This window comes from Aminobacter sp. Piv2-1, from assembly GCF_037625995.1.
Classification (GTDB): Bacteria; Pseudomonadota; Alphaproteobacteria; order Rhizobiales; family Rhizobiaceae; genus Aminobacter.
The window spans coordinates 362,883-375,803 of sequence record NZ_JARKMU010000001.1; the positions used below are offsets into that span (position 1 = coordinate 362,883).

At 66.3% G+C, this 12,921-nt stretch carries 14 protein-coding genes; 10 read left to right on the forward strand and 4 right to left on the reverse strand.

The window, feature by feature from the left end; genetic code table 11:
• Positions 1–16 precede the first annotated feature (16 nt).
• Positions 17–1,447 (reverse strand): YfcC family protein, encoded by a 1,431-nt coding sequence (locus AmiPiv_RS01735; RefSeq protein ID WP_340035521.1) that lies wholly within the window; start codon positions 1,445–1,447, stop codon positions 17–19.
• Between the two features lie 320 nt (positions 1,448–1,767).
• Here AmiPiv_RS01735 and copM point away from each other — a divergent pair, with 320 nt between their 5' ends.
• The 4 genes from copM (at position 1,768) to AmiPiv_RS01755 (ending at position 4,597) form a co-directional block, all read left to right on the forward strand.
• Complete coding sequence (gene copM, locus AmiPiv_RS01740) at positions 1,768–2,295, forward strand: CopM family metallochaperone (RefSeq protein ID WP_340035522.1); 528 nt, start codon at positions 1,768–1,770, stop codon at positions 2,293–2,295.
• Between the two features lie 55 nt (positions 2,296–2,350).
• Positions 2,351–2,557: a hypothetical protein gene (locus tag AmiPiv_RS01745; protein ID WP_340035523.1), complete on the forward strand. Its 207-nt coding sequence runs from the start codon at positions 2,351–2,353 to the stop codon at positions 2,555–2,557.
• A gap of 23 nt (positions 2,558–2,580) precedes the next feature.
• Positions 2,581–4,023 carry a multicopper oxidase family protein gene (locus tag AmiPiv_RS01750; RefSeq protein WP_340035524.1) on the forward strand — a complete coding sequence of 481 codons (1,443 nt, stop codon included), beginning with the start codon at positions 2,581–2,583 and terminating at the stop codon, positions 4,021–4,023.
• Between the two features lie 76 nt (positions 4,024–4,099).
• A complete protein-coding gene (locus tag AmiPiv_RS01755; RefSeq protein WP_340035525.1) occupies positions 4,100–4,597 on the forward strand; it encodes a hypothetical protein in 498 nt (165 codons plus the stop codon).
• A gap of 134 nt (positions 4,598–4,731) precedes the next feature.
• Here AmiPiv_RS01755 and AmiPiv_RS01760 read toward each other — a convergent pair whose 3' ends face one another.
• From AmiPiv_RS01760 to AmiPiv_RS01770, 3 genes are all read right to left on the reverse strand, one after another.
• Complete coding sequence (locus AmiPiv_RS01760) at positions 4,732–4,998, reverse strand: DUF2933 domain-containing protein (RefSeq protein WP_340035526.1); 267 nt, start codon at positions 4,996–4,998, stop codon at positions 4,732–4,734.
• A gap of 151 nt (positions 4,999–5,149) precedes the next feature.
• Positions 5,150–5,527, reverse strand: a complete 378-nt coding sequence (locus tag AmiPiv_RS01765; RefSeq protein ID WP_340035527.1) for a hypothetical protein — start codon at positions 5,525–5,527, stop codon at positions 5,150–5,152.
• A 36-nt stretch (positions 5,528–5,563) separates the two neighbouring features.
• On the reverse strand, positions 5,564–5,698 hold the full coding sequence (locus tag AmiPiv_RS01770; RefSeq protein ID WP_340035528.1) for a hypothetical protein: 135 nt from the start codon (positions 5,696–5,698) through the stop codon (positions 5,564–5,566).
• A gap of 581 nt (positions 5,699–6,279) precedes the next feature.
• Here AmiPiv_RS01770 and AmiPiv_RS01775 point away from each other — a divergent pair.
• The 6 genes from AmiPiv_RS01775 to AmiPiv_RS01800 all read left to right on the forward strand — a co-directional run bounded on the left by AmiPiv_RS01775 (position 6,280) and on the right by AmiPiv_RS01800 (position 12,848).
• Positions 6,280–7,200, forward strand: coding sequence for a Crp/Fnr family transcriptional regulator (locus AmiPiv_RS01775; RefSeq protein ID WP_340035529.1), 921 nt, complete (start codon positions 6,280–6,282; stop codon positions 7,198–7,200).
• 200 nt (positions 7,201–7,400) lie between these two features.
• The gene (locus AmiPiv_RS01780) at positions 7,401–8,960 is read left to right on the forward strand and encodes an ABC transporter substrate-binding protein (RefSeq protein ID WP_340035530.1); all 1,560 of its coding nucleotides are present in this window, start codon (positions 7,401–7,403) and stop codon (positions 8,958–8,960) included.
• Positions 8,961–8,983: 23 nt separating this feature from the next.
• Entirely contained in the window at positions 8,984–9,925 is a 942-nt protein-coding gene (locus AmiPiv_RS01785) for an ABC transporter permease (protein WP_340035531.1), read from the forward strand.
• A gap of 1 nt (position 9,926) precedes the next feature.
• The gene (locus AmiPiv_RS01790; RefSeq protein WP_340035532.1) at positions 9,927–10,841 is read left to right on the forward strand and encodes an ABC transporter permease; all 915 of its coding nucleotides are present in this window, start codon (positions 9,927–9,929) and stop codon (positions 10,839–10,841) included.
• Positions 10,838–11,869 (forward strand): ABC transporter ATP-binding protein, encoded by a 1,032-nt coding sequence (locus tag AmiPiv_RS01795; RefSeq protein WP_340035533.1) that lies wholly within the window; start codon positions 10,838–10,840, stop codon positions 11,867–11,869. Before AmiPiv_RS01790 ends, AmiPiv_RS01795 begins: the two co-directional genes overlap by 4 nt.
• The gene (locus AmiPiv_RS01800) at positions 11,862–12,848 is read left to right on the forward strand and encodes an oligopeptide/dipeptide ABC transporter ATP-binding protein (RefSeq protein ID WP_340035534.1); all 987 of its coding nucleotides are present in this window, start codon (positions 11,862–11,864) and stop codon (positions 12,846–12,848) included. Before AmiPiv_RS01795 ends, AmiPiv_RS01800 begins: the two co-directional genes overlap by 8 nt.
• Positions 12,849–12,921: the final 73 nt, after the last annotated feature.

Below are 12,921 nucleotides of genomic sequence, written 5' to 3' on the forward strand. Positions count from 1 at the left end.
AAAGGCTCCTTTGGAATTAGCTCAGCAGGGCTGCGAGGCTGAGGCTCGCGGCGATGATGACGGTGAGAATGAGAAGCAGCGGCCACATGAAGCGCAGCCAGCGTTCGTAGGGGACGCGCCCGATGGCCAGCGCGCCCATCACTACCGCGAAGGTCGGGTTGATCAGGTTCACCAGGCCGTTGGCGGACTGATATGCGGTGACGACCAGCTCGCGGCCGACGCCGGCGAAATCCGCCACGGGGGCCATGATCGGCATGGTCAGCACCGCCAGCCCGGAGGACGAGGGCACGAAGAAGGAAAGCAGCACCTCGATCCAGTACATCACGTTGATGAACGCGACCTGCGGCAGCCCGGCGACGGAAAGCTCGGCCCAGTTCAGGATCGTGTCGGTGATCTTTCCGGCATCCATCACCACGACGATGCCGCGTGCCAGGCCAATGATGAGGGCAACGCCGAGCAGGTCGCGCGCCCCGCTCAGGAAGGCATCGACGAACTTCGCTTCGCCCGGATGGGCGATCAGCCCGACAAGCACGCTCGATGCCAGGAACAGGCCGCTCATCTCGCCCATCCACCAGCCGCCGAGCAGCACGCCCCAGATCATCACCGCAAAGGTCAGCCCGAAGACGGTGAGGATCAACTTGTGCCGGCCGGTGAACTCCAGCGTCGCCACCTGGGTCGAGAGGAAGTGCGCCTCGTTTTCAGCCTTGCGGTCGTAGACGAGCGACTTTGAGGGGTCGAGGCGTACCCGTTCGGCGTAGCGCATGACGTAGACGACCGCGGCAAGCCAGCTGAGGCCCAATATGGCGAAACGCAGCACGATGCCTTGGGTGAAGGGGATGCCGGCGGCATCGGAGGCGATGACCGTCGCAAAGGCATTGACGGTCGAGCCCAGCACGCCGACGCCTGCCCCGAGCAGGATGATTGCGACGGCGGTCACGGCATCGTAGCCGGCGGCGATCATGATCGGGATCAGCAGGACATAGAAGGCAAGCGTCTCCTCCGCCATGCCGTAGGTGGTGCCGCCGAAGGCGAACAGCGCCATCAGCACCGGGATCATCCACTTTTCGCGGCCCCGGAGCGCCGTCATGGCGCGGACGATGCCGGCGTTGATGGCGCCGGTCGAGGCGACCACCCCGATGAACCCGCCGATGACCAGCACGAACAAGGCGACGTCGATGGCGTTGGCCTGGTTGGTCGCCGGATTGTAGAGGCCGGCGATGGGGGCCATGATCACGTCGAACACGCCCTGGGGATTGGGATCGGTGAGCGTGTAGGTGCCGGCGACAGGGACCTCGCGGCCGAGAGCCGCATTGAGGGTGCGCTGGTACTGGCCGGCCGGGACGATCCATGTCAGCGCGGCGACGACGATGATCAGGCCGAAAAGGATCGTGAAGGCGGTCGGGAATCGGAAGCGCCGCTTCTGCGAAGTGTCTGAAATAGAGGTCATGGCAAGTTCCCCTGTGCGTTCGGGGAGCAGCGATGTTCCCCCAAATCCCTGCGGCGGGCCGGACCGCTGATTGGAATCCGCTCCTTCGACCTGCGCTGCGATTCTTGCCGCCCGCTCTTCGTGCCGTGGTCGTGACAATGAGCGCCGGGGGACTGCTTATCTTTGATCTAGATTAAATCCCGCGGTCGCATCTCCGCCTATCGTTCCCTCATGACGGCAATCACCTGGCTCGAAGCCGTTGGGACGATGGCCACGGCGAGGAAGGGCCTCGCGTGCGTCGCCCAGGTCGAGCGCTGATGGACGATGGAAAGGATGCCCCCATGAAATACGCTGCACGTGTGGCACTTGCGATCGGGCTGACGATGTCGCCGGGCCTGGCCCTGGCCCAAAGCGACGCCCACCACCCCAAGGCCGGAAGCGGCGCCCAGCCTGCGCCGCAGCAGGATGCCATGACAGGACCATGCGCTCCGATGATGCAGATGATGCAGATGATGAGCGGCAGGGGGCAGCAGATGATGGGCGGCAATATGGGCCAGCAGATGATGGGTGGCGACATCAGCCAGCAGATGACTGCCTGCATGAACAGCCTGCCCGAAGCATCGAAGGCCTACATGGCCGCCATGAGCGGCATGAACGCCCAGATGATGGAAGCGATGGTCGCGACGGACCCCGACATGGCCTTCGTCAAGGGGATGATCGCCCATCACCAGGCGGCGATCGGGATGGCGAAGGCAGCGCTGCAGCACGGCCGCGACGAGCGGGTGCGTGGCTGGGCGAATGACATCATCAAGGCCCAGCAGGGCGAAATCGACGAGATGCAGAAATGGCTGCGTGAGCGCGGCCAGTGAGCCACGACGTCGCGCCGGAACGACTCCAAGGCAACACCAGCAAAGGGAAATGACCATGACCACTGAAACGAAAGCCAATCACGTCCACAGCGGGTGCGAAGAGCATGCGCACGACCACGCTGCGACAGCCGGGCATTGCGGCGACAAGGCGCAGGCCGCCCCGAAGGCATCGGGCGGCTGTTGCGGCGGCTCCGAACGGAAGCCTGCCCATGAGCACGGCGGTGGCTGCTGCTCGGGCGACGCCGCGCGCGGCGCCAAATAGTCCGTCGACGAAAGGATATGGCAATGGACCGACGGTCATTCTTGAAGGCATCGTTTGCCGCGTCGATCGCGGCTTCGGCTCCGACACTCCTGATGAGGGCTGCCGCGGCCAACCCCTCATCGACGAGCGTCGGCCAGCCCACCTTGCTGCGGGTCGTCAAGCGAACGATCGAGGTCAATGGTCGCGCCGCCACAGTCTTCGGGCTGCAGCAGAAGGACGGCGGTCACGGCATCCGCATCCGCGCCGGCGAGCGATTCAACGTGCTCCTGGCGAACGAGGCGGCCGAGCCTACGATCGTCCACTGGCACGGACTGACGCCGCCCTGGCCGAGCGACGGGGTTGCCGGCGCGCCAATGCCGCTGCTCGACGCCGGCGCCGAGCGGTCGTTCGATTTTCCGGTCGCTCTGCCCGGCACCAACTGGATGCATGCCCACACCCTGCAGGAGCAGCAGCTTCTCGCGGCTCCCCTGATCGTCGCCGATCCGCGCGACGACGGCCGCGACGAACAGGAGGTGGTTGTCCTCCTGCATGATTTCTCGTTCACCCCAGCGGGCGAGATACTCGAGAAGCTGAAAGGCGGCGGCCATGGCGACCAGGGCCAGGCTGCGGGCAGCATGAAAATGGACGGCATGCAGATGGATGGCATGCAGATGTCGGGCGGCGGCGCTGCCATGGATCTCAACGACATCGAGTACGACGCCTACCTCGCCAACGACCGCACGCTCGATGATCCCGAGATCATTTCAGTGGAGAAGGGCGGTCGCGTAAGATTGCGGCTCATCAACGGCGCCACTGCGACGGCCTTCACGCTGGATCTCGGCGAATTGCAGGGAACCCTCGTTGCCGTGGACGGCCAGCCGGTAGAGCCGGTCACGGGCCGGCGCTTCCCAGTGTCCATGGGACAGAGGGTCGACGTGAGGCTGGAGCTGCCGGCCGGAAAACGCTCGTTCCCCGTGCTTGCGTTGCGCGAAGGCGCGGTCCAGCGCACGGGCTTCATCTTGAGGGTCGGCGACGCTCCGGTTGCGAAACTGTCCCCGGCCGGCGATCAGGCAGGGCCTGTCCTGGACCTCGATCTGGAGGCCCGGCTCCGCGCAGTTTCGCCGCTGGCAGAACGTACTGCCGACCGGCGTTTCGACCTGGCACTGGGCGGTTCGATGACGCCATACCAATGGAGCCTCGCCGCCGCCCCCGCGATCACGGTCGCGCCCGGAGAGCGGGTGGAGGTCACCATGGCGAACAAGTCGATGATGGCCCATCCGATGCATCTGCACGGGCATCATTTCCAGGTCGTCGCCATCGACGGGGCGCGTTTCTCCGGCGCGATACGCGACACGGTCCTGTTGCCTCCCGGCCGCTCGGTCACCATCGCGGTCGATGCGGACAATCCCGGACAATGGGCGTTCCACTGCCACCACCTCTATCATATGGCGACCGGCATGATGACGACCTTCGCCTACGCGGCGTGACGGTTGGGTAGGGCAGGCGCGAGTATTGTTCGCGCCTGCCTTCGAGAACACATCCAAAGCCAACGAATTCAAGGTCTTGACCAGTATGGGTGCGCAATCTGCATTTACACGACGTGGCGCGATCTCGGCGCTCGCCGGAGCCGCGATCGGCCTGATGCTGTCGGTGGATGGGGCAGGGGCCGGCGATGGCTACCAGACGGCCGACGGACTGGCCGTCTACCTGGGCATCATCCCCGCAGCGGTGGTCAAGGGGCACCCGGCGGGGCATGCCGAAGCCGCAATGCACGGCGGGGCACCCGCAGGCGCTCATGTGCGGCATGTCGTGGTCGCCGTGTTCGACGCCAAGAGCGGCGACCGCGTCGAGAACGCGACCGTGGCCGCGACGATCTCGGGCCTGGGCCATGTCGGCCGCAAGCGGGTCTCGTTCGAACCGATGGCCATCGCAGGGACGGTGACCTATGGCGGCTTCGTCGATTTCGCCGGCGCCGACCGCTACCAGATCGCTGTCGAGGTGAGCGTCCCGGGCCGGGACAAGCCCGTACGCCTCGATTTCACCGACGAACATCTGCGCTGATCAGGTCGATCCGCGGCAATCTATGGAAATCCGACGGGCGCGGCGCGTCCCGGTGGTGCCCGAGGACGGCGGCACTGGTCGCGTCCTGCCGGTCGGGACCGTCGTCGAGGCGCCTCGAAGAGGCCTACCCCCACTCAATGCCTGTGCGGAGGTTCCCTATCCGCTGGAGATGACGGTTGCCGTGGCTGGCTCCCATGCTTGCCATGGCCGCGATGCATGAACATGTGCAGCAGCGGGCAGGCGAGGATGACCAGGAACGGCAGCCATGCGAGGAGATTCGCCCGGTCGGCCACGACATAGACGCCCGCAGCGGCGAGCAGGCCGGCGAATGCGATTTTGGCGGTGAGCGAAAATTGCCGTGGCTTCTCGCCCTGATGTTGGTCCGGTGTTCTCTTTTCCATGGTCAGTCCCCAGGCAGGAGCGCGCACGCTCGGAAGTCATGGCTGCACAATGCGCCGGGTCGGGGCGCCAATTCCTTGATCTTGGTTAAAGTCCTTGGGCGGATGTTGCGACGGCATGGCGAGCGGGCAGGGACGGCCCGACATGCGCCTCTCAAGCCGTGGGGAGCCCGTCGAAATCGCGCGCGAGGTCGACGACCGGGCATGAGCAGGAGCCTATGCGCACGTCCAGGCCGGCCTCCAGGAGCCTGTCTCTTTCCGGCACCGCGACGAAGCTGCAGATGAACCTGTTGACCCCGCTGCGCAGCACCAGGTCGCATGTCGCTTGTCCGGTACGTTGATTGTTGGGCTGAAACGACCGGGTCGCCGCGGCCAGATCCAGCACCAGCAGGCCGTCGCTCTTCGCAAAGAACGGGCTCAGCATCACTCTATTGCCGCTGACCACGACAAGGATGGCAATGGGCGGCGGCTGCCGCAGGGGTGAAATCGAGGATGCCATGCCTGACCCGGATGAATGGAATCCAAATGCCATTGGAGCAGCGAACTCCTTGTCGGGCTTTAACCTCAATCAATCAAATAGCAAGGCGACCTGTGGCCGCCGCCGGGCGATCCGTTCGCGCGGCATTTCTGCCCGCATCGCGCGTTTGATCAGGATCAATGCGGCGAAGGTCGACTTGTCGTTGATTGCGATGGTGAGGTTCACACGACGGGCGCGTGCACCAGGTTGATTCTGACGCGCTCGGTGTCGACAAGACGGACGAACACTGCGGTGGGTGTGAGCGAATGCTTCGGCTTCTGGCTCTTTTGTTCTTGTACGCGGCGACGTTGCTATCAACGGAGCCGGCGGCGGCAAGCGGCAACCATCTGGACGAGATGTCCAATGGGCCTGCGGTCGTCCTAGGGCTGACCCTGGCGCCGGCAGGAGACGAGACCCGTTGTGCTTCCGAGCGGGCGTGCTGCATGGTCATGCATGCCCCCTGCCAGGCATCCTATTTCAATAATCGGTGGGAAGGGCCGCAACCCCGGTCGAACTCTTCCCGCGTGACCTCCATTCGCAACGATTGCCTGCGCTCCCACATCCTCGGCCGCGATCCTCCGGTACCTCGAAGCCGCTCCATCTAGGCCGTCGGACACAGGCTGCGCATTGCTGCATTGCATAGGCGCCGCCGCCGATGGATCGAACGGTCGAAGCGGTCGCCTCGAACGCGAGCGGTCGGAACCAAGCATCATCATCCTTGGCTGTGGAGCAGCCGCCGAAACGGGCCTGGGCCCGGGAGGTGTACTATGAGCTTGAATCAAGCATTGAGATATCCAGACATCCGATCGTTCCGTAGCGATTGGGATCACGTCGCACGCGGATGGAACGAGCCGAATATTCGTGCGCTTTCTGGCGCGGGGGCGGGTGATCCCAAGAAGGCCGCCGCGGGCCAGATCGATCGGCATCCGAGGACCGCAAACAGCGAAGGCAAGGCTGAGGCGTCCGCGCCCCTGTCCGTGGTGCGCCCGGATCTGGAGTCGCATCGCCTGATCCCCCAGTTTCGCACTGGCGACCGCAAGTTCGAGGCGGGCCGCGACCTGTTCGGCATCGGCTTCGACGGACACACGATCTACAATCTGCTGGACGGCTGGGTTGCGCTCTACACGCTGCTGGAGGATGGGCGGCGGCAGATCGTGCAGTTCGGCCTGCCGGGAGCGGTCCTCGGCATCCTGCCCTGCGAAGGCGAGCAGTCGACCTTCGGCGTCCAGGCCCTGACCGACGTCGTCGTCTCGGTGATCCCGTACTCCACCCTGGTTTCGTACAACCGCGACGATCCGGCAATGGGCCTTCGCCTGGCGCGGCTGTTTGCCCGCGACTGCAGCCTGGCATTCAGTCATCTGACCAGCATCGGCCGGCGGTCGGCCCGCGAACGGGTGGCGCATCTTCTTCTGGAGCTCTTCATACGGTTTCGCGCGCAGTGGCCCGGAAACCGGATCGAGGAGATGTACCTGCCACTGACGCAGGAGCAGATCGGCGATGCCACGGGGCTCACCTTCGTGCATGTCAACCGCGTGCTCAGCTCGCTGCGCAAGGAGCGCATAGCCGAATTCCACTACCGGCGGCTCCGCATCCTCAATCCGGACAAGCTGATGGACGTCGCCGGCGTCGATCCGCAGATGGCGGCGGCCTGGATGGCGCGGAGTTGGCCCAAAGGCGAGCAGGCATGAAATCACTGGCAGGCGGGCGGCGTGCAACTCAAGCCGCCCAGCCGCCATCTCATGGTGCCGCATCGAACCAAGCGCTGCTCAAGACGAAAAATAATGTATAGACAATATGCGCAGGTGGTATAGTATTTAATAAGATTACCAACGCGGTAATGTTTGAATAATTTTTTTGGTTACTTGGTATTAAAAAGAAGGATTGATCAATGCCCAAGATCTCTCGCCGCGCCCTTCTTTCGGTCGCAACCGCCGCTCCCTTCTTGGCGATGCTGCCGCGCATCGTCCTGGCCGACGGGCACGATGTCCTTCGCATCGGCATCGCCGGCGAGACCGGGGATCTCGACCTGCTCCAGAACGTGTCCACGCTGTCCTCCTACACCGTGGTTTTTGACGGTCTGATCCACTACGGGCCCGGCGGTACCCTGCAGCCGGGGCTGGCCACTGCATGGAAGGTGGCCGAGGACGGGCTTTCGATCAGCTTCGACCTGCGCGAAGGCGTTACCTTCTCCGACGGCACGCCCTTCGATGCGGCGGCGGCGGAATGGAACCTGAAGCGCTGGCTGGGCGTCGCCGATTTTTCGTGGATCGGCATCGCCGACGCCTATGACAGCATCGTGGTGGACGCGCCCAACAAGATCACGGTGAAACTCAAGCGCCCCGTGCCAGCAGCGCTGCTGGAACTGACCATCGTGCGGCCGGTGCGTTTCCTGTCGCCCAAGGCGGTGGATGCCAACGGCAAGCAGACGGCCCCGATCGGCACCGGTCCCTGGAAAGTCGAAAGTTACTCCTCCACGGGGACGACCCTCGTGCGCAACGACGGCTATTGGGGCGAAAAGCCGGCGTTCTCGCGGATGGAACTGAAGGTGGTGCCCGACGAACTGGCGCGGGCGAACGGCCTGCGCGCCGGCGAGCTCGACATCATCGGCGGCGAGTGGGTGGCGCCGCTGTCGCCGCGCCGCGCCCGTGCGCTCGCCAGCGACGGCGTCACCGTGGTGGCCGAACCCGGCACCGCGACGACGATCCTGGGCTATTCGCCAAAATCGCCGATGATGCAGGACAAGGCCGTGCGCGACGCGATCTTCGTCGGCATCGACCGCGCCGCGGTTGCCGCGGTGCTGTTCGAGGGCTACGCCGACCCGACGGTGGATATCTTCCCGACCACGGTGCCGACCGCGGGCAAGCGCCACGACGTGCCGAAGCGCGACCTGGCGGCAGCCAAGGCGGCGCTGACCGCCGGAGGCTGGACCGCCCAGGGCGCTGGCTTCTCCAAGGACGGCAAGCCGCTCGCGATCGACTTCCTGGTGTCGGACGAGTCGTTCCCCGGCTCGCGCCGCATCGCCGAGATGCTGCAGGCGCAGCTGACCGAGGTCGGCTTCAAGGTCAACATCTCGTCGGTGGACACCGCCGTGATGCACCAGCGCCGCCCGAACTTCGAATACGACCTGACCTTCTTCGGCAACTACGGCGCGCCCTACGACCCGCACGGGTCACTCGGCGCCTCCTTCGTCACCGCGGTCGACACCGGGCCGGACGGCAAGATCTACGTGTCGGACGACCTCGACAAGCTTGTGCTGGCGGCGCTGGAGACCGCGGGCGATGCCCGCGAGGCCGCGATGCAGTTGGTCTATGACTGGATCTACGACAATACCGCGGCCTGCCCGCTGGTGGTGACCCAGCGGCTCTGGGCGGTGTCTTCGCGCGTCAAGGGTTTTGCACTGCCGGCGACCGACTACGACCTGCCGTTCAAGGGTCTGACGCTGGCCTGAACCGAACAGAAAGGGCAAGTCCCATGCAACGCATGTTCATGCGAAGGACGGGGCTTGCCCTGTTGCTGATGGTTGCGGCCAGCGCGCTGACCTTCGTGCTGATCACGGCCGCTCCCGGAAATGTCGCAGCCCTGATCGCCGAACGTTCGGTCGGCGCCGGTGCGGATGGCGCGATGATCCGGCGGATCGAGCAGGAACTGGGCCTGAACGACCCGCTGCCGGTGCGCTATCTGCGTTGGCTTGGCGACGCGGCGACAGGCGATTTCGGCGTCTCGCTCCGCTCGGGCAAGCCGATGGCCGAGGAGTTCGCGACCCGCATCCCGGTTACGGCGACGCTTCTCGCCGGGGGCGGGGTGCTGGCGCTGGTGCTGTCGTTGGCGTTTGGAATCGCCGGGGCCGTCTCGAACGGCGGCGTGGTCGACCGGCTGCTGCACGGGCTGGCGCTGCTTGGTGCCTCGACTCCCAATTTCTTCGTGGCGGCGCTGCTCGTCATCGCCTTTTCCGTCGGGCTCGGCTGGCTTCCCAGCTTCGGCGTGTCCGGCATCCGCTCATGGCTCATGCCGTGGATGACGATCGCGCTGTTCCCGGGCTCGGTGCTGGCCCGCGTCGTGAGGGTGAACCTGCAGGAGGCGATGTCGCGGCCCTTCGCCACGACCGGCTTCGCCAAGGGACTGACCCGACGCGCGGTGCTTGTGCGCGAGGCGCTGCCCAACATCCTGATCCCGTTCATGACCACCTTCGGCGCCCAGTTCACGCTAATGATGATCGGCGCGATCGTGGTCGAACGCGTGTTCGGGCTGAACGGCATCGGGGCCTTCTTCATCGAGGCGATCCGGTTCCGCGACTTCATCGGCATGCAGGCGGTCCTGCTGCTGTTCGTGGTGTTCTTCGTCACCGTCAATCTGATCGTCGACATCGCGGCGATGCTCGCCGATCCGCGGCTGCGCCGTCCGAAGAGGGCCTGAGATGAACATACGCTCCTGGCCCTGGGCGGTCCTGACCCCGGCCGTCCTCTTTGTCCTCGTCGGCCTGTTCGCGCCGCTGCTCATGACCCAGGATCCCGCGGCGCAAGACTATAGCGCGATCCTTCAAGGGCCGTCGGCGACGCATTTCTTCGGCACCGACTATCTCGGCCGTGACATATTCAGCCGGATCATCGGCGGCGCGCGCACCTCGCTCACCGCGATGACCGTGGTGCTGGCGGCAGCGCTGGCGATCGGCGTCGTCATCGGCTCGTTCGCGGGCTATGTCGGCGGACGCACGGAACTGGTGCTGATCTCGCTCATCGACATCGCGCTGGCGCTGCCCAGCCTGATCATCGCGCTGGCCCTGATCGGCGTCTTTTCGGGCGATGCCTGGACTTGGCTGTCGGACTTCTGGAAGATGGTCATCGCGCTGACGCTCGCCTGGTGGGCGAACTATGCGCGCATGAGCCGCGCCGTGGTGGTGGCCGAACTGCAGCAGCCCTACATCGAGGCTGCGCGGGTGATGGGCGCGAGCCACCTTTGGATATTCGCGCGCCACATCCTGCCGCATGTGCTGGGCCTCGTCGTCGTCTATGCCAGCGCCGACGCCGGCGCGCTGGTCCTTGCCATCGCCACGCTCTCCTTCCTCGGCCTCGGGGTGGCTCCCCCGACGCCGGAGTGGGGCCAGATACTGGTCGATGGCATGAGCTACATCGAGGAATATCCGAGCCTGGTCATCATCCCGGGATTGGCGCTCACCGCCGTGGTGGTCAGCTTCAACCTGCTCGGCGAAGCCTTCGCGCTGCAAAAGGTGCCGCGCGCGGTGCGCGGCGGATTGTTGCGGCGCAAGCGGGCGGAGCGGGCGACGGAGGAAGCGGCGCGCAAGGCTGCCGAAGCAGCGGAGGCGAGGGCATGAGCGGTTCCACTTCGACACCGGCCGGAGCCCCGCCCGTCTATGCGGTCGAGTCCCTGGTCATCGATCTCTACACTCCGACCCTTTCGGTGCGCGCTGTGGACGGTGCGAGCTTTCACGTCGCCCCGGGCGAGACGCTGGCCGTGGTCGGCGAAAGCGGCTCGGGCAAGACGGTGATGACGCTCGGGCCGCTCGGGCTGCTGCCCGAAGGCGTCGCAGTCGACCTGCGTGGTGCGGCGCGGGCCGACGGCCGCGACCTGCTGACGATGTCCGCGAAGGATCTGTCGGCGCTGCGCGGCGGCTATTTCGGGGTGATCTTCCAGGATCCGATCAGCGCGCTGAACCCGATGCTGAAGATCGGGCCGCAGCTCGCCCGGCAGGCCGAACTCTACCAGGGACTCTCGCCCGAGGCCGCGCGCAAGGAGGCCGTTTCGCTTTTGGCGCGCTCCGGCATTCCCGATCCCGAGGACCGCTTCAACCGCTATCCGCACGAATTGTCGGGCGGCATGCTGCAGCGTGCGATGATCGCGCTGGCGCTCGCCGCGCGGCCGCGCGTGCTGATCGCCGACGAGCCGACGACCGCGCTCGACGCCACCGTACAGGCGCAGATCCTGTCGCTGATCCGCCAGATCCAGAAGGAGGACGGCATCGCCGTGATCCTCATCACCCATGACATCGGCGCGGTGTCGGTTCTGGCCGACAGGGTGATGGTGCTCTACGCCGGGCAGGTGGCCGAGGAGGGTGTCGCGGTCGACGTACTGACCGACCCGATACACCCCTACACACGCGGGCTTCTCGCCTCGGTGCCCGATTTCCGCTCCGAAACGGCCGTGGGCACGCGCGAGATCCCCGGCCTGCCGCCCAATCAGGCCTCGCTCGAGGCAGGCTGCCGCTTTGTCGACCGCTGCGACAGGGCTCGCCCCGGTTGTCGTACGCGGCGGCCGGAACTGACCGCCGTCCGGCGCGGCGCGGCGGCGCGGCGCGTCGCCTGCCCGGTGGTTTTGGAAGAAGAGGGGATCGCCCATGGCTGACACGCCCGCCATCGCAGCCAGCGGCGTCAAGGTACATTTCCGCACCGCGGCGGGCCTGGTGCGCGCCGTCGACGGGGTCGACCTGACGGTCCCCGCCGGCGCGTTCCACGGGATCGTCGGGGAATCGGGCTGCGGCAAGACCACGCTCGCCCGGGCGCTGATCGGGCTCCAGCCCGCGACGTCGGGCGATGTGCGCATCGCCGGGCGCGACCGCGCCGAATGGCAGCGAACCGACCGGCTGGGCTTTGCCCGCGCCGTGCAGTTCGTGTTCCAGGACCCGCTCGGCTCGATGAGCCGGCGCCAGACCGTGGGCCAGACGCTGGAAGAGCCGCTGCTGATCCATGGCACGGGCGGCGCTGCGCAGCGTCGCGCCCGCATCGCCGAGCTTCTCGACCTCGTGGCACTGCCCGCGAGCGTGCTCGACCGACTGCCGCGCTCGCTCTCTGGCGGACAGCGGCAGCGTGTGGCCATCGCACGGGCGCTGGCGCTCGGGCCGCAACTGCTGATCGCGGACGAGCCTCTGTCGGCGCTCGACGTGTCGGTCAGGGCACAGATCGTCAACCTCTTCGCACGGCTGCGTGACCAGCTCGGCCTGACCATCGTGATCGTCGCCCACGACCTTGCCATCGTGCGCGAGGTCTGCTCGGATGTGACAGTGATGTATCTTGGCCGTGTGGCCGAGGAGGGCGCGACGAAGCCGTTGTTCGCCGATCCCGCCCATCCCTATTCGCAGGCGCTGCTCTCGGCCGTGCCTTCGCCCGATCCGCGCATCGAGGCCGTGCGCCCACGTGTGCTGCTCGCGGGCGACCCGCCCAGCCCGCGCAACCCTCCGCCGGGGTGCCGCTTTTCGACCCGCTGCCCGGTAGCCGAACCCGCCTGCCGGACCGAGGAGCCGGCGCTGCGCGCCGTCACCCATGGCGGGCGCGCGGCCTGCCTTCTGGCCGATGCCGCGCGCCATGCCCGGATCGCCCATGCTTGACGCCCTCAGCCGCAGCGCCGAATGCGGCGAACGGCCTGGGGGCGGGGAATCGACGTGCGCCGAAAGATTTCGA